A 25,793-nucleotide genomic window follows, 5' to 3' on the forward strand; every position below is an offset into this window, starting at 1 on the left:
AGCTATTTGATCTTTCTCCTGATGCAGTTATAGAATTAAAGCTGCCCTGATTTGAGACTTGAGGTGAGGACATGGAGATTCGCGTGTTAACTGCGGAGGATGCCGAGATTTACCGGGAGATCCGATTGAGGTCTCTGAAGGAAAATCCGGAGGCTTTCTTAACTACCTATGAAAGGGAACAAAACCTGCCTATTGAAGAGCTGCGGCAAAAAATCAAGGCCACGGAGCATCAGTTTACTTTGGGGGCTTTTATGGACGGCGAGCTTGCTGGGATCGTCACTTTTGTAAGGGAGAGCAGAGCTAAAATTACCCATAAAGGCAATGTTTTCGCTATGTATGTATCCCCTGAATTTAGGAAACAGGCATCGCCAAAGCCCTGGTTCGGCGGTTGATTGAAAAGGCAAAACAGCTTGAGGGACTCGAACAGATTAATCTTGCTGTTATCACAGCTAACAAAGGGGCCAAGCGGTTATATGAAGCAGCAGGTTTTATAACTTATGGAACGGAGCAAAATGCCTTAAAGGCTGGTGGCCGATATTGGGACGAAGACTACATGGTCTTGCGCTTAAACTGACGGGCGGGGAAATGAGACCATCCAAGTGGAGGGAAAATCATGTTAAAGGTTATTGTGCCGTATCAAGCCCATTACCATGATAAACTGGTGGGGATTTGGCACCGGGCTGTCGTTCAAACCCACACCTTTCTGACGGAACAGGATATCGAGTTTTATCATCAGATGGTCCGGAGTGGCGCATTGGGGCAGGTTGAGATCTGGATCGAGATAGAGGAAGATCAGGAGCCGGTCGGCTTTATCGGTCTTGACGGATCCAAAATCGAAATGTTATTCGTAGACCCTAAATATCATGGACGAGGAACAGGCCGCCGTTTAATCGAGCATACAAAAGCCTTAAAAGGAGATAATCTCCAAGTCGACGTGAACGAGCAGAACACTGGGGCATACGTCTTCTATGAACGGCTGGGTTTTATTTGGACCGGCAGGTCAGAGCTGGATGCTTCAGGCCGACCTTTTCCGCTGCTGCATCTGGAGTTTAAAGGAAGCGGCATAGAAGCGCCTTAGCACCTGACAAGGAATGAAGTTTAGGCCGCCAAAATAAACAAAATCGGCACTTTTAATGAAAGAACCTTCTGCGTTTTGAAGTGCACCCCTTAGAATAGACATTGGAAAAACCCCATGGTTATTCCGATGAATTCTAGGGGGTGTATTTTTGTGGCTATAAAAGGACAAAAGTTTAAGCGTTATCTAGAAGAACTCAAGCTTAAAGCGATTCGACTTCATATTGAAGAGAAGTGGACCTATCGGCAAATCAATGAACACTTAGGTATTCAGGATAAAGACCGAATGAAGCGATGGATGCGAAAGTATCGGGAGCAAGGTGAGTTTGGATTATTGGATCAGCGAGGTCGACGTAAAGCCTATATCGATCAGGATCGGTATGTTCAGAAGCTTGAGCGGGAGAATGAACGGTTAAAAAAGTGCTTGGAAATCTGGATGCGGGAAAAGGAACGCTTTACCCTTATCGAGCAAGCGGCAAACCGGGGGGAAGTAGCTGAACTCTGCAGCCTCATTGGCGTCTCAAGAAGTGGTTACTACGCTTATTTAAAGCGGAAAGGCAACGATCGGGATGCGGAAGCGAAACAGCTCATCTCTACGGTTTACAAACGCTACGAAGGAAAATACGGTTACCGGCAACTTCAGTTATTCTTGTGGCAAGATGAGGGCGTATGGATGAATCACAAGAAGATTCTACGACTCATGCAAGAGCTTGGCATTCAAGCTCAGATTCGCCGGAAACAACGCACAAACGCTGTTTACCGAGCGGCAGAGCGTGTAGCGGAGAATCTGCTTCAACGAAATTTCACGGCCGAAAGACCCAACCAGAAATGGGTCACGGATATTACCCAATATCGGGTTGGTGAGCGATGGCTCTACCTTTCGGCCATCAAAGACTTATTCAATAATGAAATAATCGCCTACCAACTTAGCGAACGGAATGACAACGAGTTGGTTCTCCGAACCTTCGCCAAAGCGTTTGCTAAGCAAAAAGACGTGACCGGGTTGGTCGTTCACAGCGACCAAGGTTTCCAGTACACGTCTCATGCTTACCACAACATGCTGCCAAAGGTTGGCGCCCGAATCAGCATGTCTCGCCGAGGCAATTGTCTAGACAACGCCTCCATGGAGAGCTTCTTCTCGCATCTCAAAACGGAAGGGCTCTATCCCTATGATATCCGAAATCTGACAGAGGCACAAAGACGAATTGAAAAATATATACGGTTTTATAACCAAAGTCGACCACAACGGAAGCTAAAAAAACTGACGCCGATCGAGTATCGACGTCAGTTCGCTGCCTAGGTGTTTTTTTGATGTCCACTAAATAGGGGCTTGACCATTTCGCGGAAGGTTCTTTTATTTTTTTTCCAATTTAAAAATGTTTCAATCAGCTCTTAATAGCTCCCATCATCATGCCCTTAACAAAATATTTCTGCACAAACGGATAAACGAGAATGATAGGAATCGTAGCAACCATCGTTGTGGCCATCCGGATGCTTTCCGTCGAGACCGGAATTTGTTTCGAGCTCTGGGCCAGCTGCTGGGCGTCCGACATCATGCCGGCAGTCTGGTATTGGTTGAGGATCTTGACCAGAACAGCCTGCAGCGTTTTGAGGTTTGGTTTGTAGGTGTACACATAGGAATCATACCAGGAATTCCAGTGGCCGATGGCCAGAAACAAACCGATGGTGGCGAGCACCGGCACGCACAGCGGCATGACGATCCGGAAGAAGATCTGCAGATCGTTGGCTCCGTCGATTTTCGAGGACTCTTCGATCTCCCCCGGAATCTGCTCGATAAAGGTACGAACCAGAATCATCAGGAATACGCCGATCAGCCCCGGGAAAATAAATACCCAGAACGAATCGATCAGGCCTACAGATTTAATGACCATATAAGTCGGAATCAGGCCGCCGCCAAAATACATCGTAAAGACGAAGAAGAAGGAGAAATACCTCCAGCCGAGCAAATAACGTTTGCTGAGCGAATAAGCCAGCATGGAGATGCAGAAGATCGACAATGCTGTTCCGATAAGGGTCCGAAGCACGGTCACCTCAAGCGCGCTCCAGATTTCAGGATTCCGGAAGATCGTCCGGTAGCTTTCAAAAGTCAGCGATCGGGGCCAGAAATATAAATTCCCGCGAAGCGTATCCGTCGCATCGTTCAGGGAAATGACCAGGATGTTCCAGAACGGGTAGAAGGTGATGATGAAGATACCCGCCAGGAAAATATACAGCGCCGCGTCAAACAAACGCTCGGCAAAAGTTTTGCTGTTCATATGAAGTCCCTCCGGTGTAAGGTTTAGAATAGGGAGTGCCCGTTCACTCTTTTGGCAATAAAATTGACGATCACCACAATGATGAAAGCGACTACGGAACTGAACATGCCTACTGCGGAAGCGTAGGAGAACATGCCGTTCTGGATCCCGTAGCGGAAGGAGTAGGTCGACAATACGTCCGAATAATCCATGGTCAGGTCATTGCCAAGCAGGAAATGCTGGTCAAAGCCCGCATTCAGGATGCCGCCGAGCGCCAGGATCAGCAGGATAACAATCGTTGGTTTCAAGTGCGGCAGCGTAATGTACCGGATTTGTTTAAACCGGTTGGCCCCGTCGACCTTAGCGGCCTCATACAGCTCCGGATTGATCGAAGAGATGGCGGCCAGATACATAATGGAACTGTAGCCCATGTCTTTCCAGGTATTGCCGAGGGCGACGATCCACCAGAAATATTTGCCGTTCTGCAGGAACAGAATGCTTTCATCCGTGATGTGCAGAAATTTGAGCAGACCGTTGATGGCCCCGTCCGAGGACAACAGGGTTACGATGATGTTCGCAGCGATAACCCAGGAGATGAAATAAGGCAGATAAGAAGCGGTCTGGACGGTTTTCTTAAAGGAGACATTCTTGATTTCGTTGATGGCGATGGCGATCAGGATCGGCATCGGGAACGAGAAGAGCAGGGTAATGAGGGTGGATGCCAGCGTGTTCCGCATAATGATCAGGAAATCGCCATTGCTGAAGAAATAATCGAACCACTTAAAGCCCACGAACTCACTATGAAATAAAGTCTGCCAAAATGCGCCGAGCGTCGGCTGGTAGTTGACGAAGGACATGTACAATCCGACCATCGGCGTATAGGCGAAAATGAGCGCCCAGATGATGGCGGGCAGCATCATCAGGAAGAGGAATTTTTGCTGCTTGAATTTCAACCAGGTCTTACGCTGCGGGATCGCAAGAGCCGGTATTTGGGGGTTCTCTTGCACTTTTGTAAAGGGTTTCATTTTGCTGCACCTCGCAATCTCAAGTTACTTAAAATTATAGGACCGGCCAAAAAGCAGTGTCGATATGACAATCTAACGAATGATACTTGAAAATAACTTTCATGCGTAAGAACGATTAAAGCTCTTTCATGTAAGCGCTATAATAAGTAGCAACAAGTGGAGGAGGGACAGCTATGTACAGCATACTTTTGGTGGATGATGAAACGATTGAGCTTGAGATGCTGCGAGATTATATAAGATGGGAAGAGATGGGGATCTATGTCGCCGGAACAGCTGTTAACGGCAAGGACGCTTTGGAGAAGATCGAAGTCATCCAGCCCGATATCGTCTTGACCGATGTGCAGATGCCCCTCATGAACGGGATTGAACTGGCCAAACGGGTTCGTGAACGGTACGATTGGATGCAGCTTGTTTTTCTGACCGGTCATGATGAATTTGCTTATGTCAAATCAGCGCTAAATGTAGGCGCTATTGGTTACTTGCTGAAACCGCTTGATCTGACGGAAATTGTCGCGGTTATGGAGAGGGTGAAGCAGAATTGCGAGGAGGTTGCGCTCAAGAACCGCTCGATCCAGGTTGCCAAAGCGAATGTCTTCAAAGAGCTGCTATTTGAACGCAATCCGGAAAGGATCGAGAATCTGAAGTCGAGCTTCTGCAAGCTGGCGCGCAGGCAGGAAGCGGGAGTGTACAGCCTGCTGCTGTGCGATATCCATCCTGGTGCTGCGGAGGACGGGGCGATCCTTGAGGATGAGGCCAACCTCTTCCGCTCTTTGGCAGAACGGTTTCTGGCTGCCGAGAAGCTGACGGGCATGACCGTTTCGATCCGTGACTGTGAAATAGGAGTCTTCCTTGAGCGTTCCGCGAAAGCGGGAAGTGTTCTGGAGGCAGAGCAGGGGAGTATGTTCCGAATTGCCCGGCTATGGTCGGCTTTTCTCCAGGAGAAGGCGGGGTTCCCAGTTACGATCGCCGTGAATGAGCAGATTGCGGAGCTCACCGATTTGGCGCATTTATATGAACGGAGCAAATCGGTCCTGGCCGATCAATTTTATGTGGGAGAAGGCACAGTGATTTCCGGTTCGGAGAACCGTACGGCGCTTCATGACGAATTAATGCCGCCTTTCCCGGCTGACCGCTGGCTGGAAGCCGTCAATCAGCTCGACAGGGAGACGGTGAGAGAGCTTGTCCATGAATATATGAGCGGGTTGATCCGGCTTCGTGCGGGCCGCAAGGCCGTATGCGATTGGGCGATCCAGCTGATTGGCCGGCTGGAGGAAGAGATTCTGCATCAATCGGCCGGCGGGTATGAGAGGGGCGAGCTGTATTATTCCGTTTATAATGTCCGGACGATCCAGCAGATTGAAGTTATGGTGCTGAAAGCGGCCGGCGAGACAATGGAGCGGCTTGGGGAGCGGTTTATGGACAAAAACGCCAAGCTGGTTCATCAGGTCTGCACCTTGATTGATCAGACCTATCATGAGCCTATTACCATTAACAGCTTATCCGATCAGGTCTATCTGTCTCCCAACTATTTAAGATCTATCTTTAAAGAGAAGACCGGAATGACCATCCATGACTATTTGACCAAAATCAGGCTCGACAAAGCCAAGCAGCTGCTGGCGGACGGCTCTCTGAAGGTTCAGGACATCGCCCGGAAGGTCGGTTATGAAAGCACCTCGTATTTTATTTCCTTATTTCTAAAAAACCAGGGAGTTACGCCGAATGAATACCGAAAGAACCTATAAGCATGGGAAAGCTGAGCCAGTGAAGGTGAAGGGGCATCCGGGCCTGAACCGGCGGCGTTTCTCGCTGCTGCAGAAAGGGGCGTTCGCGAATCTGCCCCTGCGAAACAAGTTTTTCTTTATCTTTCTGATTGTGCTTATTCTGCCGTTCTCGATGCTGATCTTCTATTCTTATTCTTCTACGAGAGATACGATTACGGAGCAGACCTATACCAGCCTGAACAGCACGCTTGAACAGATTGATACCAACGTCGAGAACCGGCTGGACTATTACAAGCAGCTGTCCACCAGTTTGTATATGGACGCGCAGCTCCGCAACTATCTGTCTTCGAATTACGAGCAAGCCTATTACTATTTGGACGCATTTGAATACATCAACCGCCTGCTGCCGTCGCTTATGATCCTGAATTCGAATCTGCAGGGCATTACGATTTATACCAACAACAAAACACTTTATACGGACGAGCAGTTTGTCAAATATATGGAAGAACTTCCGGACCCGCTCCGCCAAAGAGCGCTGGATGCTGCGGGAGGCACGGTTTATGCGCATTCCAGCGACTATAAAGCGGAAGATGCGCATATCACGCTGGCGAGATCGCTTAGTTACTTCAGTTTGAAGCATCCGTATGGCATCTTGACCATGGACATTAACAGCAGCGAGCTCTACTCGCTGATTGAGAAGGAGAACAACAATAAAAGCGTCTACATCATCGACGAAACCGGCGGGCTGATCAGCACCGGTGATCGAACCGTAACCTCAAGAAAGTTATTTGACGTTTATCCGATCAAAGACCAGCTGGCGGACAAAAATGGGGAATTTGACGCCGTTATTAACGGGCAGAAGCAATTTTTTACTTATAAGACACTCAGCAACGGCTGGAAAATTGTGATCACGATTCCTTACAATGAATTGCTTTCGAACACCAACAAGGCGACCGCCCACATTATCTGGATTTCGGCCATTGCTGTTGCTGCCGCGACGCTGCTGATCTTCGTTACAAGCAAGGTCATCACCAAACGGATCGAAATCCTGTTGTCCCAAATCCGCAAGGTCGAACGGGGGGATTTCAGGTTGTCCATCAAACCGATGGGCCATGATGAAATCGGCCAACTGTCCTTCGCGTTTAACAAGATGGCGGTGCAAATCCAGTCCCTGATTCATGACGTCTACGAGAAGGAGCTGGCCATGAAGGAATCGGAGCTGAACACGCTCCAGGCGCAGATCAATCCTCATTTTCTCTATAATACGTTATCTTCCATCTCCTCTTTGGCCGTCAAAGAAGGCGCGATGCCGGTCTACCAAATGGTTAACTACCTGGCCAAGTATTACCGGGTATCCCTGAATAAAGGCAAGCGGATTATTCTGATTGAACAGGAAATCAACCTGATCCGGAATTATGTGGCGATTCAGGCTATCCGGTTCCCCTACAAGCTGCACATGCACTATGACCTCGATGAATCCTTGTTCGGCAGAACGACCATCAAGCTGATCCTGCAGCCTTTTATCGAAAATTGCATCAATCATGCTATTTGGGATGAGAGCGGGATTAACATCATTGTGAAACTTCAACTGGATGACGGGGACATTCTGCTGAAGGTAATCGACGACGGGATCGGAATGACGGCCGAGCAGCTGGAAAGGGCTTTGAGCAAAACGGATAATTTGTCGGGGTACGGAATCAAGAATGTAGACGACCGAATCAAGCTGGCCTACGGGGACCGCTACGGCGTGCATATGTTCAGCAGACCCGGAATTGGAACTTCCGTGACCATCCGGATTCCTTTCGCCCCGGCGACAGACCGGTAATCATCACCCCTTCAGGATGAAAGACGTTTTCCATTATGGATTGTAAGATTGCGGTATGGATTATTGTTTGCGGCATTTTTACAATGGACTTGTATTCACAGCCATAGCATTCACATTCGGAAGGAAGGGATTTTAAGATGAAAAAGGTATTGGCAATCGCAGCCGCAGCTTCACTCTTGGCAGCGCTTACCGCTTGTGGAAGCGACAAGGGTGCCTCCTCCGGCAATGCAGGCGCTAACGCAGACACAGACACGGCGCCTATTACGCTGACCTGGTTTGACAAAAATACGGGGGATGCGTTCAACAACCCTGTGGCGAAAGCGATTACAGAAAAGACCGGGGTTACGATTGAAGTCCAGCAGCCAACCGGCAACCCGGCTGAGAAGCTGAACCTGATGCTGGCAAGCAACGATCTGCCGGATGTAGTTATGCTGGATCGTGGAAGCGATATCATGAACAAATATATTTCTTCCGGTGCAATCATTCCGCTGAACGATTTGATCGATAAGTATGGGCCGCATATTAAAGAAATGTACGGCGACACACTGAAGAAGACGCGGAGCGACGACGGAAAGAACTATTATTTTGCCAACTGGTATGGACTGGAGCAATATCCGGTGTTCGGGTTCATGATGCGCATGGATCTTATGAAAGAGTTGGGCGTAGGCGATAAGGTGAATAATGGCGAGCCTTTCACTGCTCAGGAATTTGAGGATCTGCTCCTTAAATTCAAAGAGAAATATCCAACGATTGACGGCAAAGAAAGCATTCCGATGACGCTGAACGGCGAAAATATCGGCAGCGTGACCGGTACGTTCAAAGGTATGTTCGGCATCATGCCTTACTACGAAGAGAACGGCGAGCTGAAGAAGGATATTCGGGACCCAAAATATCTGGACATGGTGAAATACTTAAATTCGCTCTACCAAAAAGGGCTGCTGGACAAAGAATGGGCAACCTTGAAAACCAAGCAGTATGAGCAGAAGCTGTCCACAGGCAATGTCTTTGCGACTGCCGAAGCGCTCTGGAATGTCGGCAATGCCAATACGGCGCTGAGAGCTTCAGTGACCGATCCGGCCAAGCAGGACGAACACCAATTCTATCAATACAAGGTGCTTGCTCCCGGCATCGGTCCGGATCAAACGACTTATGGTCCTAAGAGCTCCCTCGGCTGGGACGGCGTTGCGATTACCAAAACCAACAAAGATCCGGTCAGAACGATCAAGCTGCTTGATTACCTGGCCAGCGAAGAAGGTCAATATTTGCTGATGTGGGGGATTGAAGGCAAGGATTGGGATATGAAGGACGGCAAACACGTGCCGCGCCAAGAGACGCTGGATGCCTTCAAGAAAAATTGGGACGAAGCGTCCCGTACGACCGGTATCCGCAAATGGACCTGGATGATCAAAAACGGACCGGGCTCCGATGGCACGCCTTATGACCTGATCGGACGTTATTCCTCGGATCCGGTAACCGATCTGGCGATCAAGAACCTGGCAGATACTTCTTTCGATACAGCGCCTTATGACAGCCTGGGACCTGACGGAGGTACACCGGAAGCAATCATGGAGACCAAAGTCAACGATACAATCAATAAATATTTCTTGAAGATGGCGCTGGCTCCTTCTACAGATCAAGTAACGGATCTGTATAACCAAATGATCAAAGAAGTGGATGCAGCCGGTCTGCCGAAGCTGGAGAAGATCTATAATGAAAACTACAAGAAACGTCAAGAGCTGTGGAACAGCTAAGAGGCCAAACATCTAGAAATTCTATGCAGCTAAATGGCTGAGCAACTAAACAGATACCTTTGAGCAGGCATAGAGCAGGGAAGGGAGAAGAAGACGTCTGTCTTTGCTCTCCCTTTTTTTCGCGCAGCGGCTAATTAACGATGGGCTAATTAACGATGGAAGGATGATTACGATTGGCTATTCAGTTTGATGAACGGCTTCGTATTTTTGCTATGGATACGGTGCAAAGCTCTTACCTCTTTGGAATTAACGATAAAGGCAAACTCCAGCATTTGTATTGGGGGCCGCAGGTTTCCATTCAAGACGCAGCTCCGCTGCTTCGTTCCTCCTCGCACAGTTCCTTTGATGCGGAGCTGGACCGGGAAGCGGAAGAATACAGCTTCTGGGGTGGGGTCAGCTATACAGAGCCTTCCCTGAAGGTGCGCATGCCTGACGGAGTCCGGGATTTGGACATGGATTATGCAGGGCATACGGTCTTGAGAGAGGACGGCAAGGAGACGTTGGTTCTAACCTTGAAGGACAAGGTTTATCCGCTGGAGACGGTTCTTGTATACCAGGTTATACCGGAACACGATCTGATCGAAAGGTATGCCGTTATTAGAAATACCGGGCCGCAGGAGACGATCCTGGAAAATATGCAATCCGCAGCCTGGAGCCTGCCTTATTTGCCGGAGACGCGGATGACTCATGTAACGGGTAAATGGTCAGGGGAATTCCAGCTTCGCCGCACCTTCCTGACCGAAGGCAAAAAGGTGATTGAGTCCCGCAGAGGTTTTACGGACAGCCATGCCAACCCCTGGTTTGCCATTGATGATGGCCAAGCAACGGAAGATGCCGGCCAGGTTTGGTTTGGCGCTCTCGCCTGGAGCGGCAACTGGAAGATCACGGCGGAGAAGACGGCTTTCAACCATGTCCGTGTCACTGGCGGCATCAATGATTTCGATAACGAATGGGTGCTGGGAGGAGGAGAGTCGTTTCAGACGCCTGTGTTTGTCGGCGGCTATAGCATGAGCGGGTTTGGCGGCATGAGCCGGCAGCTTCACCGGTATCAATATGACTACGTCCTCCCTCGCAGCGAGACAAGGAAGGTGCTCTACAATTCCTGGGAAGCGACTTATTTCGACGTGAACGCCAAAGATCAGATGGCCCTTGCCGAGCGGGCGGCCAAATCCGGAGTGGAGCTGTTTGTCGTCGATGACGGCTGGTTTGGAGCCCGGAACCATGACCGTGCCGGTCTCGGGGACTGGTACGTGAACAAAGAGAAGTTCCCAAATGGCCTCCAAGAGCTGATTGACCGGGTTCATGAGCTTGGCATGGAGTTTGGCCTTTGGGTCGAGCCGGAATCCGTCAATCCGGACAGCGATCTGTACCGCGCCCATCCGGATTGGGTGTACCATTTTGAAACCCGCGAGCGGACCGAGCTACGCAATCAGCTGCTCCTGAACATTTCCAAACCGGAAGTGAAGGCTTATATTTTGCAATTCATGACCGAGCTGCTGGAGCAGCACGAGATTAAGTTCATCAAGTGGGACATGAACCGGACCATCTCCGAACCCGGCATGAAGGACCATCCTCTGAACCGGCAAAAGGAAATCTGGGTCCGCCATGCGCTCACCCTTTACGAGATCTGGGACGAGCTGCGCCGCAGATTCCCGCAGGTCGAATTTGAAACCTGTGCCGGCGGCGGCTCACGTATTGATCTGGGCATTTTTCGTTATGCCGACCAATCCTGGCCGAGCGATAATACCGATCCGTTCGACCGCCTGAGCATCCAGAAAGGGTTCTCTTACACCTATGCCCCCCGTATGATGACCTGCTGGGTGACGGAATCGCCGACCGGCATGAACAAACGCCAGGTGTCGCTCAAATACCGTTTTCACAGCGCTATGACGGGCACGCTCGGCATCGGCTCCAATCTGAATGAATGGAGCGATGAGCAGATTGCCGAAACCGCCTCCTATGTGGAGCAGTACAAACAAATCCGCCATCTCGTGCAGTTTGGCGATCAATACCGTTTGTCTTCCCTGGAAGACAAAGGCGTGACCGCCATCCAATATGCGGGCGGAGACGGCAGCGACCATGTCTTGTTTGCCTTCCTGCATTCGCAGAGGCTGGGGGAACCGCTGCCAAGGCTGAAATTAAAAAGTCTTAAGCCGGAGAAGACCTATGCCATCGAAGGGTTAACCGGTCTCTGGAGCGGCCGCGCACTGATGAACATCGGCATTGAACTGCCGCTTCGCGGCGACTTCGACAGCTTGATGTACCGGATTCGCGAGAGCGTTTAACCGGATTGAATATTGAATAACGAATATTGAATAGTAAAATGGAGAAAACCTCCGACTACCCTTTCCGGGTTTCCCGGTATTCGGTCGGAGGTTTTCCCATGATTTTTTTGAACAATCTGGAGAAGTAATAAGGGTCCTGAAAGCCCAGCCTGTGGCTGATTTCTTTAATGCTCTGGTCAGTCAAGTCCAGCATTTGGCAGGCGCGCTGGATCTTAAGCCTTAAATAATAATCGACCGGCGAATAGCCGGTGGCCTGCTTGAAGCGGTGTGTCAGATGAGGCACCGACAGATTGGCCTGCGACGCCAGTTCGGCCAAGGTTAATCGGCCTTCCAGATGTTCGGACATATAGCGGATCGTTCCGTCCATATTCCCTTTATTTCCGGGCTGCCGATTGGAATCGGCGGACAGCAGCTGCGGAAGTCTCAGCATAACCGCAAGATAAGCAGCGAGCTGGGACACATAAATCATGTGATTCAGCGAATACCCTTTCTGCAGAATCTCATATCCTTCTTCAAATAACCGCACGACATTGGCATTCTGCTGGGCGCCTAATAAAAGGGGTTCGGGCTGTTTATCGAAGTCTTCAAAGAAAACCGCGGCCTGTTCGCCTTTCATATGCCACCAGTAGATGCTCCAGGGATGGTCTTCGGAAGAGGCGTACCGATGCCCGGCGCCTGCAGGAATGACGGCGGCAAACCCTTTGCGCAGCCACTGCTTTCTCCCCTCCTGAAGCTGAATCCATCCTTCGCCTCCCGCACAATAAATGAGAATGTAAGCCCCGATTCCGTCCGGCCGTTCCCGGTAATGGTATTTGGCTTCCGGGAAATAACCGGTATCCGTTACATATAGAGGAGCAACAAGCGGATGCTTAGAGATCTTATTCAGTATATCGTCCGGCAATACAATCAGCTTCTGTGACGTAAATCCGTCTATTTTTCTTATCGTATCCATAGTTCAACTATGATCTATTCGGGGGGTGATGTCAACGGGCAACAGGTCCGAAATCATCAAATAATCCATCAAGACCATGAGATTGTCAATGGAACACGGAAGCGGGGGCGAGGTAACATAGCCTTATAAGAAAGCGATTTCTTGACAGAAAGGATGAATATGAACCATGTCCAGCATCTCTTTGCAACCCGCCGTCAAGGTTTGGGAGGAAGACGTTGAAATTCCGACTTATGAAACCGGCCGCCCGGATAAAAATCCGATGTTCCTTGAGAAACGGGTGTATCAGGGCAGCTCAGGCCGCGTGTATCCGCATCCGGTCATCGACAAGATTGAAGACGAGAAAGTGATGAAGTCCTACCGGATCGTATTCCTGGAGAATGAATTCGTACAGATTCAAATCATGCCGCAAATCGGCGGCCGGATCTACCGGGCTCTCGATAAAACCAATAATTATGACTTTGTCTATTACAATCAGGTCATTAAACCGGCGCTGGTCGGATTGGCCGGACCGTGGATCTCTGGCGGGATCGAATTCAACTGGCCACAGCATCACCGGCCAAACACGTTTGGCCCGGTAGAATACCGGACCGAGGAGAATCAGGACGGCAGCAAAACCGTCTGGGTCGGTGAAACGGACAAGATGTACGGCACCAAAGTGACCACCGGCTTTACGCTGTACCCCGGCAAGGCTTATCTGGAAATTCATGCCCAGCTGTACAACCGGACAGCAGAGCCGCAGACGTTCCTGTGGTGGGCCAATCCGGCGGTAGCCGTCAATGATCATACCCAATCCGTATTTCCGCCGGATGTCCATGCCGTATTCGACCATGGCAAACGCGACGTCTCCAAATTCCCGATCGCTACGGGCACCTATTACAAGATGGATTATTCCGCCGGCGTCGACATTTCCAAATACAGCAACATCCCGGTGCCGACCTCCTACATGGCTTATCATTCCGATTTCAACTTTGTCGGCGGTTATGATCATGGCGTTCAGGCCGGGATTCTCCATTTTGCCAACAAACACGTATCTCCGGGCAAAAAGCAGTGGACCTGGGGCAACGGTGAGTTCGGCCAGGCGTGGGACCGGAACTTGACGGATGAAGACGGTCCTTACATCGAGCTGATGACCGGGGTTTATACGGACAACCAGCCCGATTTTACCTGGCTGCATCCTTACGAAGAGAAAAGCTTCAAACAATATTTTATGCCCTACAAGCAGATTGGGATGGTAAAGAACGCCTCCCTGGAAGCTGCGGTAAACCTCGAAGTCCATGAGGGAAAAGCGATGGTGCAGGCGTATGCGACCTCCTTGTTTGAGCAGGCGCGGGTCGTTGTGCAAGGGCGTCTGAAGACCTATGTGGATCAAAGCTTGACCTTGTCTCCAACTCAAACGTATAAAGCCGAATTGGAGCTTGCGTACGGCGAGCTGGAAGAAGATCTGAAAGTAACGGTTTACGAGCAGGGCGGCCGCGAGCTGGTTGCCTTCCAGCCTCTGCCGAAGTCGATTGAGCCGCTGCCTGAACCGGCGAAAGCGATCGGAGAACCGGAAGAGCTGGCGAATACGGAAGCCTTGTATTTGGCCGGACAACATCTGGAGCAATACCGTCATGCGACTTATGAGCCGGAGCCTTATTATCTGGAGGGACTGAAACGGGATCCGGGCGATATCCGGCTGAACAACGCTTATGGATTGCTGCTGCTCCGCCGCGGGCTGTTCGCGGAGAGCGAAATGTATTTCCGCAAAGCGGCGGAGACGCTCACGCGGCATAACGCGCGGCCTTATGACAGCGAACCGTTCTTTAACCTGGGCAAAAGCCTTAAATGGCAGGGGCGGCCTGGCGAAGCCTTCAGCGCCTTTTATAAATCGGTCTGGTCCGCGGTTTGGCAAGCGGCCGGTTATTTCCACCTGGCCCAGATAGCCGCCGAGCAGGGAAATCACATTGAAGCGCTCGAGCTGATCGACCGTTCGCTGAATATGCAGTACCGCAGCTTCAAAGCGCGGCATCTGAAGACGCTGCTGCTTCGCAAGCTCGGTCAAGCACAGCAAGCCGAGCAGCTGGTGCTTGAGACGATAGAGATGGACCCGATTGAGTTCGGTTCTCGTTACGAACGTGTTCGTATAGCCGCGGAGCGGGGAGATTCGGCTGCGGAAACGGCTGCGCTCAGCGCCCTGCTGGGACTGCTGCGTGACGATCCTGCTAACTTCATCCATCTGGCCCAGGATTACGCGGATGCCGGTCAATACGAAGAAGCTTTGCGTGTGCTGGGTTTGTATCCGGGGCTGGAGAAAGGAAATCCGGGTTCGCCGCTGCTTCTGTACTACCTGGCTTTCTACAGCGAAAAGGCAGGGAAGGCTTCAGAGAGCGAAAGGTATTATAAGCTGGCCGCACAAGCCGACCCGGCGTATTGCTTCCCGAATACGCTGCATGATTACGTGCTGCTGCGCCATGTTACCCTGCATTCGCCTGAGGATGCGCATGCCTGCTACTATTTGGGCAATTTGCTGTATGACAAGAAGCGGCATGAGGAGGCCGCCCGCTGCTGGGAGGCGTCCATCAAGCTGAATGACCGCTTTGCTACTCCGCACCGCAATCTGGCGCTGGCTTATTATAATAAACAGCATCGGCCGGAGCAGGCTTTGAATGTGCTGACCCGGGCGTTTGAATTAAACCCGGCGGATGCCCGCGTGCTGTATGAACTCGATCAGCTGCATAAGAAATTGGGCAGTCTGCCGGACAAACGGCTGGAGCTTCTGGAGCAGCACAGGGAGCTGGTGATGCAGCGCGACGACTTATATCTGGAGTACATCACGCTTCATAATACCTTGGGGCATTATGACCAGGCCCTCGAGCTGATTCTGCAGCGGCATTTCCATCCTTGGGAAGGTGGAGAAGGCAAGGTGCCGGCCCAATACGTGTTCGCCCGGGTCGAACGGGCCAAGCGGCTGCTCCGGGAGCAGAAGGCGGATCAGGCCATCAGCGAACTGCTTGCTGCCAAACAATATCCGCTAAATATCAATGAAGGCAAGCTGGAAGGCGCACAGGAAAATAACATCGACTATTATCTGGGCTGCGCTTATGAGCAGCTAGGCCAGCAGGACCTGGCGGCTGCAAGCTTCGAAGCGGCATCCGTAGGGCTGGAAGAACCGTCGAGCGCTATGTTCTATAATGACCAGCCGCCGCACATGATTTTCTATCAGGGGCTTGGACAGCGGAAGCTCGCCCATGAAGCCGCTGCGCGCAGCCGGTTTAATAAGCTGGTGGATTACGGCGAACAGCATTTGTTCGACGATCCGAAAATCGACTATTTTGCTGTATCCCTGCCGGATTTTCTGGTTTTTGACGAGGATTTGAAACGAAAAAACATCATCCACTGCCATTACATGATGGGGCTCGGTTATTTGGGCCTCGGACGTCAGGCAGACGCCAAACGCCAATTCGAAACGGCGCTTGAGCTGGAGCCTCATCATCAAGGAGCCGCGGTGCATCTGGCGCTGGTTCTGGACAACGAAAGGTAGGGAGGTGAGAGCAGGTGAATCATCAGCCCCCCGTCTGGAGCAGAAAGCGCGTGAAAGACCTGGAGATATGGACAGGGGAGACCGCCGCCATGCGGATCTCCCTGATTCCCTCCATCGGCAGCAAAATGATTTCCCTTTATAACCTGGAGACAGGACGCGAATGGCTTACGCAATCCGAGGATTATAACGCTCCTGGATATGGCCGTCCTTTCACCGAAAGCAGTGGAAGCGGCTGGGACGAGATGTTTCCGACCATCACCCCCTGCCGTTACCCTGGAGCGCCATGGCCGGAGGTGGAGCTGCCCGATCATGGGGAGGTTTGGTCCATTCCCTGGCAGGCGAAGGTTGATGCGGAAGGGCAGCGGCTGCACTGTGAAATCCGGGGTGTCCGGCTTCCGTATCTGCTGAGCAAAACGTATGTTTTCCCTGCCCCTGACCGGCTCCGGATCGGTTATGCGGTGAAGAACTTAAGCCCTGCCCCGATGGTTTTTCTATGGGCGGCCCATCCGCTGTTCCGCATAGAAGAGGGCATGGAAATCCGGGTACCGCAAGGTTTGAATGAGATCGTGGTCTCCTATACGGCGGACAACAGGCTTGGCCGGACCGGTGAGGTGAGAGGCTGGCCGCAGCCTTTGGCGGATCGCCCGGACATCCGGCTTGACCGGACAGGAACCCCTGAGCAGGGAACGGCTGAAAAATATTATTTCGCCGGCCCTTTGCCGAGCGGGAGGGCGGGAATCTATGATCCCGCGAAAGGGGACGGTTTGGAGCTGGTTTTTCCGGTAGACAAGGTACCTTATTTGTCGGTTTGGGCCAATGATGGGGGATTTGAGGGCCAATACCATCTCGCACTGGAGCCCGCGACCGGATTTCTGGACGATCTGAGTTATGCCCGGAAGCACGGGCAGGCTGCAGAGGTCGGACCGGACCGTGTATACGAATGGTTTCTGGAAGTAAGCTGGATTTAAAACGGGAGCGGCTAGCGTAAGGAAGCTCGTGCAGCCAATTTTTTAACAAATGATATAATGACGGAAGAATAGAGGGGGAGATGAACAGGAAGATGAACCTGAGTGAGGAAAAGGAAAGATGAGCCGTATTCCTGCAGATCATTTGACCATAAAACGCATCTATGAGCCTTATGAAGCTGCGGATGGCTGCCGAATATTGGTAGACCGGCTGTGGCCGCGGGGCATTGCCAAAGAACAAGCCATGATCCAGGAATGGATGAAAGACGTGGCGCCAAGTCCCGGATTGCGGAAGTGGTTTGGTCATGAACCGGAGCGTTTTGAGGAATTCAGGGACCGTTACATGCTGGAGCTGGAACAGGAGGCTGTTCCGAGAGCAGCGGCAGCGAAAATCCGTGATTTGGCGGCCCTGCAGAAGGTGACCTTGATTTATGCCGCCAAAGACCCCGTGCACAATCATGCCCTTGTTCTGCGCGACTGGTTAAACAGTCTGGAGTAAGGCTTGGGCATGAATACCTCCGCGGGTGAATCTATTCCCTGCTGTTTCTCAATTTGAGCGATTGGCTGGGGCTGTCCCAAAAGTAAACTTTAGAACACCCTCAGCAATAAAATAAGATGGTATTCGTAAAAAACCAAGGAGCTAAGCGGTCTATTCTCGCTTAGCTCCTTGGTTCTTGGCGTCCACGGCAGCTTTTTTGAGTAAATTGTGGGCAAGGGAAAGCCACCCGACCTCCAAGCTTACTTTTGGTAAGCCTCGAAGCAGGAACCTTTTAAACCCCCGATTGTTCTTTATATCGCCAAACACAGGCTCCGGCTCGATCATGCGCCTTACGGCCAGGGCATAACCTTCTTCACTGCGAAGCTTCTGCCTTGCCTGGTTTTTTAGCCGCAAATACTTCATGCTCACTTTGATCTCCCGATCGCCTTTGGCTTTTGTACACTGCGGCTTTAGTGGACAGTCCTCACAGCCAGCACTTCGGTAATGTCGGTATTCGATCTCATACCCACTTTCTGTTTTCTCCTTACTTCCTCTTCGGAAATGGAGCGTTTGTCCAGCCGCGCATGTCCATGTATCTTGTTCGCTGTTATAGGTCCAGTTGTCCATCTTGCTGATGTCCTTTTTCCATGCCTTGCTTTTTTCGCGGTGATACGTGCTGTACTTCACAATGGCTTCGACTTCATTCTGCTCCAAATAGTCATAATTTTCTTCACCGCCATAGCCCGCATCGGCGATGATGGTGCTTGGCAACTTCCCCAACTGCGATTTTATTTTTTCAAGATGCGGGATGAGGCAACGGGTATCGGTCGGACGCTGGTGCAAACTGTAACCGACAATGAATTGGTTTTCAGTACCGATCTGTACGTTGTAACCCGGCTTGAGCTGGCCATTTCGCATATGGTCTTCTTTCATTCGCATAAATGTAGCGTCATGGTCCGTTTTGCTGTAGCTGTTTCTAGTCCCTAAAATCGCCTGTTGGGTTTCATACTTTTGAAGACGCGGAAGTAAGTCCTTGCGGAGCGTACGCACCGCCTTCTTGAGCGGCTTGTCCTTTGGTTTCTCCTGCAGACGCTCCTCCAATTGTTTGACGGCTTGCTCCAGCTTTTCACTGGTGATGGCAGAGGACTCGCCCAGTTCGAGAAGATCCTGGCCGCCGTGCGTTCCTTCTTCTTGCTTCTCGGCTTCCTCAATGGCGGCAAACAAGGCTTGGACTTTCTCCTGGAGCTTGGCTTTATACTTCACCACGGCCTTTCCCCAAACAAATGTATATCGATTGGCATTCGCTTCGATCTTCGTGCCGTCCACAAAGTAATGCTCCAGCTGCACGTAGTTCTCCTCGGCCAGAAACTGAAGAACGGCGGTAAACACCGTCTCCAGTACACTTTTCATTCGTTCTGATCGAAACTGGTTGATGGTGCGGAAATCCGGTCTTTGTCTACCCGCGATCCACATGAACATGATATTTTCGCGGACAGCTTTGGCGATTTGGCGAGAGGAGTAGATGCGCTGTGTGTATGCGTAAATAATGACTTTGGTGAGCATTTTAGGATGGTAGCTGTCTCGTCCGCCTCCAGGGTAGGCCGCGTCGAAGATGGAATCGTCGAGACGATTGACGGCGGCGTTGACCACGCGAACGAGGTGATTTGCGGGAATGTCCTCTTCTAAATCCATTGGTAAACAGAGTTGATCCATGGTATATTGAATGTACAAAGAAACCTCTCCTTTAGGGTAATGGTTGGAGGTACTTCCATTTTACCAAAGAGTGGTTTCTTTTTGTTTGACGAAATGTAAAAGAGGGTCGTCCCTTAGTCATCTATGATGACTTTTGGGACACCCTCATTTTTTTGGTTACGGCGAACCCATTCATATTCAATTCATAATAGCACGTTAATGTATGGATCATGACTCGTAACCTTATTTTGAGGAGATGGTTGGTGTGGCAACAAAAGAACAACAACGTATTACAATCATCGGTGGAGGTCCAGGCAGGTTAATGCTGGCGCTTGTTCTTCAGAAAAAGGGGATCCGTTCCACCATTTATGAACGTGAAATTAGCGGACCAGAACGCCAAACGAGGCGGTTCACTGGACATTCATGAAGATTCCGGACAGCTAGCGCTTCGAGAAATAGGACTACTTGAACCCTTTCAGGCAATAGCTAGATATTCAGGTGAGGAAATTTAATTTTTGGCAGTAAAGAAAGAACCAGCTGCCAGAATGAAGCGGCAACTGGTTGTTTAGTCTAAAAAGTGTCTGAACTCTGTCTTACAAGCAGGGGAAGCTCCCATAAGTAGCTTTATTAGACTCAGAGTTAACTGCTCATTTGAGTTATCGGAATATGACTTTCTAAAAGTAGATGAGTTAATTTCATGCTTAAGGAAAGTTTATTATTCTAAAAAACGATCTTTATTGAACAACTCATCAGATCTATTTTGTTACAAAATAATTAACAAAAATATATCTTAATGGTTCTCCTTGAACAATGTTTAAGGACTCCCAATTAATTTCGTCTGTATAGTTTCCTTTTGAAGGAATATTAGATGTATTTACGCCAGTCGAACCATCTGGAGCTATCATCCCTCTTGTGCCAATAAAAGAAATTTTAGAATTATTTGCAAAAAATATAATATTTCGATTTAGTTGTCCTTCAATGATATTAGCGGTTGAATCGTTCTTTATGTCTACTGTTATTTTGTTCTTCTCAATATCTTTATTTGTTAAAAAGGAAAAGTTGTAAGGAATGATTTTATTTTTGAAATCGTCATTGACTCTTTGCATCTCATCTATAACACTAAGTTTTTGGCTACTCATTATTCTAGAATCAGTTAAATGGACAACGTTTGAACTCTTATTGTAATCTATTTTGATTTTAAATGCTTCAGAAATAAATCTTGCAGGCACCATAATAGTTGAATTTTTTACTACAGATGTTGTGTCCATTTGTTTTTGTATTCCATTTACAAATGCGTTTTTTTTATTTAAGACTACAATGACGCTGTCTTTCCCCATAGTTACCGTTGCTTTTTGTTCTTTCGCATTCCAATTAACTGTTGCCCCCATTACATCTCCGATTAATCTTAACGGCAGAAGGGTTCTCCCATTAGATGCATAAGGTAATTGCTGGCTAGAATATAAAACGTAAGTATTGTTTAATTGAACCTTTAATGAAGGGGAGGTAATTCCGTTGGCGCTTGCAGAATTTTGGAATTCCATAAAAATAAAAGAGATTGAAGCTAAAAAAATGAACATGCCTTTAATATACTTCATTTTAAATTCCTCACTTTCCAAAAGATCAAATTTTTTGTTGCAAAATAATTAACTTCAATTAAGACGTTATATCTATATTAAAAGTTTCAATAATCAATAAAAGGTCTAGCCTAAGATATCTATTTGTATCTTAGGCTAGACAATATCGAAAAGGACGATAAAAAGTTACGGTGTTAAGGTACCAGCCTTAAGCTTAATATATTCATTGTTTTGAGAAATATAATTGACTAAAACATTAGAGATTTGATACCCGCAAGCCGAAGCAGTATTAGTTGAATCCATTAAGACTTCTGTTCCAGATGCTGTACCAACTTTAACATTATACCAATGAACATTATAGAGATACGAACCAGATGTGAGATTTTGAGGTTTTTGTGCGATAGTGGTTAAACGCTTAACTTGCATGTTACTTCCAGAAGTATTGAATCCTTTACTACTTGATACTTGGGCAGTCAACGTATATTCTTTAGCTACCCCTGATTTATTAACTCCATTAACATAGAGTGCTACTGCAGAGCTAGAAACGACATAGAATTTCATGAATACCTCAGACCCCATTTTAAAGTTACCAAAGTTTGCATCATTTGAGGTATCGCCTTTAATAAACATTCCCCATGTCTCATTTGTAGTAGAACTTCCAGGAGCGTAATTTAAAGCGAGCCCCATATCTAGTTCCCCTCCTGGGGCTGATGCTCCCATATAGATGTATGCTTGTTCAGTATTTGAATTAGAGATATACACTTCGGAAGCAGACTTTGATGGAAGATAAATGTTTGCAGTTATTCTGGATTTTCCAGTAGTGGAGAGAACTCTTCTAAATGGGCCAGCATTATCGCTGGTACAAACTGAGTTTGGATTTGTATAAGCATATGTAGTTATTGGACTATCCTCGTTAGCAAATCCATCTGAGGCATTCTCCACGAAGCCCCTTAATTCGTTATTTGGTGTCAGTTTTAACTTTCCATCAGGTCCTATACTATTGGCATTTTCGGCTTTGAATTCATTAATAAGTTCAACTTTATTCGCAGTAATGGTGCCATCTTCATAAAGGTAAATAACATTTTCACGATCTTCAGGATCAAGTCCTTCCATAACATTTTGTAGTGTCGCCCTATCGCGAGAACTAATCTGGGAATCAATCATTATTTTACCGAAGGATGGTTCTGCACTAACAGGTTTAATAGTACTTGCCAATAACATAACTGAAAATAAAACAGCTATAGTTTTTTTCACTTTATCATTCCCTCTCTTAATATATATTTTTCATTAATGTAATATTCCTCCATATATTACAAGGGTATATTATCATTAAATAGAAAAAAATACAAAAGTTTATTGGTATGTACACTTTGTATATCTTAAAGTCAGAAAAATAATCTTAGCAACAATTGATTGAAATTGTTAAAGTTGCAATTGGAAAGTAGCAACACTCTTTCAAATATAAATCTGATTGCTAGATGGAGATTGTCCTGTATCCGCATAGGAATTATATAAACATAGGAGATGTTAATTTAAACAGTAAAAAGAGATGAAACCAGGTCGTATTATTAATTTTTAGTGAGCTAATCCTGTTGCGACTATATAAAAATGGTTTATTTATTTTCCGAAATTTCATACATGGGTTATTTTTCACCGTTAGCCCCGTTAAAGCTGAACCGTATCACAATATAGAGGCAATTTCTCTGAAGAAAACTTGCATAAGTCTGAATTTACAGAATGCGGACGCTTAAGAGTAGGTTAGGGAGTGGTTTGAATGATAGACTCATTCTTTTAAATAGGGCGTAATCCCGCTTGAAAATAGGTTCTCTACTAATTTGAAAAATTCTTCTGATGATAAATCCTGTTGACGCTGGATCCAAAGACGAAACAAAGAAAGGAAGGTTGTCAGGTAAAATTCGATTAAGTATGGCGTTAAGGAATGGTTTTGCGGAACGTTTAATTCTAATTGACCCAAACTGATTTCTTTTTTTAAGCGTTTTAAAAAAACGGGAACTTCCATAATCGCCCAAAAGGGCATTAAGAACCAGGAGATGTTCTCTTTTGTCCAGGCAATAGAGCGTATCTTGCACCGTATGCATCGATAGCTCTTTATTCGCCAATTCATTTTTCATGTCATTCAATAAGTCGTTTTCAACAGAGTCCAACAATTCATAAATGTCAGTAAAGTATTGATAAAAGGTGCTGCGGTTATATCCGGACTTCTTCGTAATTTCCTGAACCGAAATTTTCTCAATCGGCTTTTGGCTGTATAACTCACAAAAAACCTCTACAAACTTTTGTTTTGTTTTCTCCGTGATTTGGGGTTGCTTTTTCATGTTGCCCTCCTGCTGGCGAATAAGAATATCATCCGACAAATCCTAAAATACTGATGGTTGATCAAGAAATAATAAAGCTTTATGATCGCATCATACAACATGTTGTCGGATAATCAAAAAAAGGTTACTAAGCAGGGGTGTTATAATGTCAGCAAAACAAAATCGAATTTTAATTTTCGGTGCAGGTGTTATCGGAAGCATGTTCGCCATCAAGTTTATTGAAGCAGGGTTTGACGTTACCCTGTTTGCACATACTAATCGTTTTAAATCCTTAAGAGAAAACGGCCTGCAATATAAAGAAAAAGGTACAGTTAAATCGATACAAGTGAAGGTCATAGATACGCTCGAAAATGACGATGTATACGATTATATTTTGGTTACCGTTCGTTATGATCGGTCCGAATCAGCCTTATTAGCGCTAAAAGATAATCAAAGCAAAAATATAGTTACGATGACTAATAATTCGATTGGATTTTCTTCGTGGCTGGGTATCGTGGGGGATAGACTTTTACCCGCTTTTCCCGGCTTCGGCGGACAGATTAAAGAGGGAGTTTTATATCCTCGATTTCTGCCAAAGATCATAGCGGCAACGGCATTCGGAGAATTGAACGGCGTAATGACAGAACGCATAGAAAAGCTCGCCAAATTATTTAAAACAGCAAAGCTTCCCTACGTTATTAAAAAGGATATGCCAGCGTATCTAATCACACATTCCGTATCAGACATTGCCCTGCTCAGTATTTTGCAATCCGGAAATAATATAATGGGCAACAAAACAGCCGGAACCGGAAAGATGGCACGCCAAATAACAGTCACTTTAAAAACGTATCTAAGGGCCATACAACAAGCCGGCGTTTCCATTGATCCGCCTATGCTTAAAAGGGTGCTTAAATTTGCAAACTTATTATTGGCTCTCTTCTTTATGACATGGCTGCGAACTAAAATGGTCAGGGATATAAGGCTGCCGGATTATGCGAATAGTGCCAACAATGAGATTGTGCAGCTGAGAAAGGATTTAATGAAATTTTTAAGTCAAAAGGGTATCCTCATAGTAGGCGCTACTGAGCACCTCTAATGGTTGTGATTATAATCACAATCGAAGGAGTTAGGCCATCTTACGCTGAGGTTGTTTCTTATTACCGGGCTGCTCTCGCAGCTTGACTATAAATTCTGGACTAATGAAGTAAACGCTAAGGAGAGGCTGCCCATGATCGTGGGCCAGGATGAGCGGGGCCTTTGCGTCGCTGTTGAAGACTGCTTTTGCAAAGGGCTGCCGGTGGATGAAGAGAAGATGGTGTGCGACCTGGAGGGCGCTATCATGGAAGGAGCGCTTAAGAAAATCCTGAACCGGACGGTCAGCGTACGGGAAGTGAAATGCAATGTGCACGGCGACGAGCGCTGCGAATATGAGGTGCGGCTGCAATAGCTGCGGCAAGGTGCCGAGGGTTTTCCCTAATGGGCAGATTGTGCAAGCTTGCTTACAATATTACATAGACGCATTACTAATTTGACAGATAAGGAGGATGTCTGTGGCAAGGTACATTCCCAAGCAGCATGGAGCCTGGGCGATGCTTGTCCTTCCCTTTTTGGCCGGGGCGGTCTCGGAAGGGAAAATGATTCATATTCCGCTGTTTCTTTGCTGGCTGTTTATTTATTTGTTCAGCTTTCCGGTGCTGCAGTGGATCAAGACGGGAAATAAAGCCCGATACCGCGGGCCCGCGCTGCTGTACGGCGTGATTTTGCTGCCTTTAACGGCTATTCTTATCGCATTTGACCCCATGCTGATCGGCTATGGCGTGCTGCTGCTCGTTTTTTTTATCCCGAATATCTATTACGCCAAAACCAAAAACGAACGTGCGCTTCTCAACGATTTTACGGCCGTTCTTGTCTTTTGCTCTTTCATTTTCCCGGTGGTCTATGTGGGGAAAGGAGGCAGCCGCAGTTATGGAGAAGCCGCGGAATTGTTTGCGTTGTTGTCCGCCTATTTTATCGGGACTGTCCTATACGTCAAAACCGTCATTCGCGAGAAAAACAACCCCAGGTTCTATTACGCCTCCATAACCTATCATCTCTTAAACATTGGGATTGCCGCAGCCGTCAATCTCTATATGATCTTTCCCGCCATGATCCTGCTGCTGCGCGCCGCTTGGTTTCCAACCTTAAGCTTGAAGGTTAAGCAAATCGGCATGGCGGAATTTGGTTTTGCCGCGCTCATCTATGGTTCAATTTTGTTTGTATACGTTTGAACCAAACCATCCGGTACTCCGGATGGTTTTTTGATCGTTGAAACACAGGGATTTCCCTGCAAGCAATAGGACATTCCCTGATGGGCACGCCGAA

The 25,793-nt window shown here is 48.0% G+C and carries 19 protein-coding genes and 2 pseudogenes; 14 read left to right on the plus strand and 7 right to left on the minus strand.

What is annotated here, in order from left to right; translation table 11 throughout:
• Positions 1 to 71 precede the first annotated feature (71 nt).
• The 3 genes and pseudogenes from AWM70_RS24175 (at position 72) to AWM70_RS22620 (ending at position 2,374) form a co-directional block, all read left to right on the plus strand.
• Positions 72 to 574: pseudogene (locus AWM70_RS24175) on the plus strand (GNAT family N-acetyltransferase).
• 39 nt (positions 575 to 613) lie between these two features.
• Positions 614 to 1,078: an acetyltransferase gene (locus tag AWM70_RS06790; RefSeq protein WP_068694917.1), complete on the plus strand. Its 465-nt coding sequence runs from the start codon at positions 614 to 616 to the stop codon at positions 1,076 to 1,078.
• 150 nt (positions 1,079 to 1,228) lie between these two features.
• A complete protein-coding gene (locus AWM70_RS22620; RefSeq protein WP_169823411.1) occupies positions 1,229 to 2,374 on the plus strand; it encodes an IS3 family transposase in 1,146 nt (381 codons plus the stop codon).
• A gap of 85 nt (positions 2,375 to 2,459) precedes the next feature.
• Here AWM70_RS22620 and AWM70_RS06800 read toward each other — a convergent pair whose 3' ends face one another.
• Complete coding sequence (locus AWM70_RS06800) at positions 2,460 to 3,350, minus strand: carbohydrate ABC transporter permease (RefSeq protein ID WP_068694918.1); 891 nt, start codon at positions 3,348 to 3,350, stop codon at positions 2,460 to 2,462.
• A 23-nt stretch (positions 3,351 to 3,373) separates the two neighbouring features.
• Entirely contained in the window at positions 3,374 to 4,354 is a 981-nt protein-coding gene (locus tag AWM70_RS06805) for an ABC transporter permease (protein ID WP_068694919.1), read from the minus strand.
• 173 nt (positions 4,355 to 4,527) lie between these two features.
• Between AWM70_RS06805 and AWM70_RS06810 the strand changes: the two genes are divergently transcribed.
• From AWM70_RS06810 to AWM70_RS06825, 4 genes are all read left to right on the plus strand, one after another.
• Positions 4,528 to 6,096 (plus strand): response regulator, encoded by a 1,569-nt coding sequence (locus AWM70_RS06810; protein WP_068694920.1) that lies wholly within the window; start codon positions 4,528 to 4,530, stop codon positions 6,094 to 6,096.
• Complete coding sequence (locus AWM70_RS06815; RefSeq protein WP_083180153.1) at positions 6,074 to 7,900, plus strand: sensor histidine kinase; 1,827 nt, start codon at positions 6,074 to 6,076, stop codon at positions 7,898 to 7,900. The genes AWM70_RS06810 and AWM70_RS06815 overlap by 23 nt, the downstream gene beginning before the upstream one ends.
• 137 nt (positions 7,901 to 8,037) lie before the next feature.
• Positions 8,038 to 9,651 (plus strand): ABC transporter substrate-binding protein, encoded by a 1,614-nt coding sequence (locus AWM70_RS06820; protein WP_068694921.1) that lies wholly within the window; start codon positions 8,038 to 8,040, stop codon positions 9,649 to 9,651.
• 173 nt (positions 9,652 to 9,824) lie between these two features.
• A complete protein-coding gene (locus AWM70_RS06825; RefSeq protein WP_068694922.1) occupies positions 9,825 to 11,936 on the plus strand; it encodes an alpha-galactosidase in 2,112 nt (703 codons plus the stop codon).
• A gap of 55 nt (positions 11,937 to 11,991) precedes the next feature.
• Here AWM70_RS06825 and AWM70_RS06830 read toward each other — a convergent pair whose 3' ends face one another.
• Positions 11,992 to 12,888 carry an AraC family transcriptional regulator gene (locus AWM70_RS06830; protein WP_068694923.1) on the minus strand — a complete coding sequence of 299 codons (897 nt, stop codon included), beginning with the start codon at positions 12,886 to 12,888 and terminating at the stop codon, positions 11,992 to 11,994.
• Positions 12,889 to 13,054: 166 nt separating this feature from the next.
• Here AWM70_RS06830 and AWM70_RS06835 point away from each other — a divergent pair, with 166 nt between their 5' ends.
• The 3 genes from AWM70_RS06835 to AWM70_RS06845 all read left to right on the plus strand — a co-directional run bounded on the left by AWM70_RS06835 (position 13,055) and on the right by AWM70_RS06845 (position 17,872).
• On the plus strand, positions 13,055 to 16,408 hold the full coding sequence (locus AWM70_RS06835; RefSeq protein WP_068694924.1) for a tetratricopeptide repeat protein: 3,354 nt from the start codon (positions 13,055 to 13,057) through the stop codon (positions 16,406 to 16,408).
• Between the two features lie 14 nt (positions 16,409 to 16,422).
• Positions 16,423 to 17,376 (plus strand): aldose epimerase family protein, encoded by a 954-nt coding sequence (locus AWM70_RS06840; RefSeq protein WP_068694925.1) that lies wholly within the window; start codon positions 16,423 to 16,425, stop codon positions 17,374 to 17,376.
• Positions 17,377 to 17,494: 118 nt separating this feature from the next.
• Positions 17,495 to 17,872: a DUF488 domain-containing protein gene (locus tag AWM70_RS06845; protein WP_068694926.1), complete on the plus strand. Its 378-nt coding sequence runs from the start codon at positions 17,495 to 17,497 to the stop codon at positions 17,870 to 17,872.
• Between the two features lie 150 nt (positions 17,873 to 18,022).
• Here AWM70_RS06845 and AWM70_RS06850 read toward each other — a convergent pair whose 3' ends face one another.
• Positions 18,023 to 19,582, minus strand: coding sequence for an IS1182 family transposase (locus AWM70_RS06850; RefSeq protein WP_068694927.1), 1,560 nt, complete (start codon positions 19,580 to 19,582; stop codon positions 18,023 to 18,025).
• A 217-nt stretch (positions 19,583 to 19,799) separates the two neighbouring features.
• On the opposite strand from AWM70_RS06850, the pseudogene AWM70_RS24275 reads away from it, so the two are divergent.
• Positions 19,800 to 20,049, plus strand: a pseudogene (locus AWM70_RS24275) (FAD-dependent oxidoreductase); the annotation flags it as partial.
• A 249-nt stretch (positions 20,050 to 20,298) separates the two neighbouring features.
• Here the strand turns inward: AWM70_RS24275 and AWM70_RS06855 are convergent.
• The 3 genes from AWM70_RS06855 to AWM70_RS06865 form a co-directional block, all read right to left on the minus strand.
• Positions 20,299 to 21,138 carry a copper amine oxidase N-terminal domain-containing protein gene (locus tag AWM70_RS06855; protein ID WP_068694928.1) on the minus strand — a complete coding sequence of 280 codons (840 nt, stop codon included), beginning with the start codon at positions 21,136 to 21,138 and terminating at the stop codon, positions 20,299 to 20,301.
• A gap of 165 nt (positions 21,139 to 21,303) precedes the next feature.
• Positions 21,304 to 22,371: a hypothetical protein gene (locus AWM70_RS06860; protein WP_083180154.1), complete on the minus strand. Its 1,068-nt coding sequence runs from the start codon at positions 22,369 to 22,371 to the stop codon at positions 21,304 to 21,306.
• 476 nt (positions 22,372 to 22,847) lie between these two features.
• Positions 22,848 to 23,453, minus strand: a complete 606-nt coding sequence (locus AWM70_RS06865) for a TetR/AcrR family transcriptional regulator (RefSeq protein WP_237167853.1) — start codon at positions 23,451 to 23,453, stop codon at positions 22,848 to 22,850.
• Between the two features lie 145 nt (positions 23,454 to 23,598).
• Here AWM70_RS06865 and AWM70_RS06870 point away from each other — a divergent pair, with 145 nt between their 5' ends.
• The 3 genes from AWM70_RS06870 (at position 23,599) to AWM70_RS06880 (ending at position 25,699) form a co-directional block, all read left to right on the plus strand.
• Positions 23,599 to 24,528 (plus strand): ketopantoate reductase family protein, encoded by a 930-nt coding sequence (locus AWM70_RS06870; protein ID WP_068694929.1) that lies wholly within the window; start codon positions 23,599 to 23,601, stop codon positions 24,526 to 24,528.
• A gap of 51 nt (positions 24,529 to 24,579) precedes the next feature.
• A complete protein-coding gene (locus AWM70_RS06875; RefSeq protein ID WP_237167854.1) occupies positions 24,580 to 24,879 on the plus strand; it encodes a 4-vinyl reductase in 300 nt (99 codons plus the stop codon).
• 103 nt (positions 24,880 to 24,982) lie between these two features.
• Positions 24,983 to 25,699 (plus strand): YwiC-like family protein, encoded by a 717-nt coding sequence (locus AWM70_RS06880; RefSeq protein WP_237167855.1) that lies wholly within the window; start codon positions 24,983 to 24,985, stop codon positions 25,697 to 25,699.
• Positions 25,700 to 25,793: the final 94 nt, after the last annotated feature.

The sequence above is a fragment of the Paenibacillus yonginensis genome (assembly GCF_001685395.1).
Taxonomy (GTDB): Bacteria; Bacillota; Bacilli; order Paenibacillales; family Paenibacillaceae; genus Fontibacillus; species Fontibacillus yonginensis.

Bases quoted from the DNA above. Each gene is read 5' to 3' on its own strand.
- AWM70_RS06790 (WP_068694917.1), top strand. From the start codon at position 614: ATGTTAAAGGTTATTGTGCCGTATCAAGCCCATTACCATGATAAACTG.
- AWM70_RS06800 (WP_068694918.1), bottom strand. From the start codon at position 3,350: ATGAACAGCAAAACTTTTGCCGAGCGTTTGTTTGACGCGGCGCTGTAT.
- AWM70_RS06805 (WP_068694919.1), bottom strand. From the start codon at position 4,354: ATGAAACCCTTTACAAAAGTGCAAGAGAACCCCCAAATACCGGCTCTT.
- AWM70_RS06810 (WP_068694920.1), top strand. From the start codon at position 4,528: ATGTACAGCATACTTTTGGTGGATGATGAAACGATTGAGCTTGAGATG.
- AWM70_RS06815 (WP_083180153.1), top strand. From the start codon at position 6,074: ATGAATACCGAAAGAACCTATAAGCATGGGAAAGCTGAGCCAGTGAAG.
- AWM70_RS06820 (WP_068694921.1), top strand. From the start codon at position 8,038: ATGAAAAAGGTATTGGCAATCGCAGCCGCAGCTTCACTCTTGGCAGCG.
- AWM70_RS06830 (WP_068694923.1), bottom strand. From the start codon at position 12,888: ATGGATACGATAAGAAAAATAGACGGATTTACGTCACAGAAGCTGATT.
- AWM70_RS06835 (WP_068694924.1), top strand. From the start codon at position 13,055: ATGTCCAGCATCTCTTTGCAACCCGCCGTCAAGGTTTGGGAGGAAGAC.
- AWM70_RS06845 (WP_068694926.1), top strand. From the start codon at position 17,495: ATGAGCCGTATTCCTGCAGATCATTTGACCATAAAACGCATCTATGAG.
- AWM70_RS06855 (WP_068694928.1), bottom strand. From the start codon at position 21,138: ATGAAGTATATTAAAGGCATGTTCATTTTTTTAGCTTCAATCTCTTTT.
- AWM70_RS06865 (WP_237167853.1), bottom strand. From the start codon at position 23,453: ATGAAAAAGCAACCCCAAATCACGGAGAAAACAAAACAAAAGTTTGTA.
- AWM70_RS06870 (WP_068694929.1), top strand. From the start codon at position 23,599: ATGTCAGCAAAACAAAATCGAATTTTAATTTTCGGTGCAGGTGTTATC.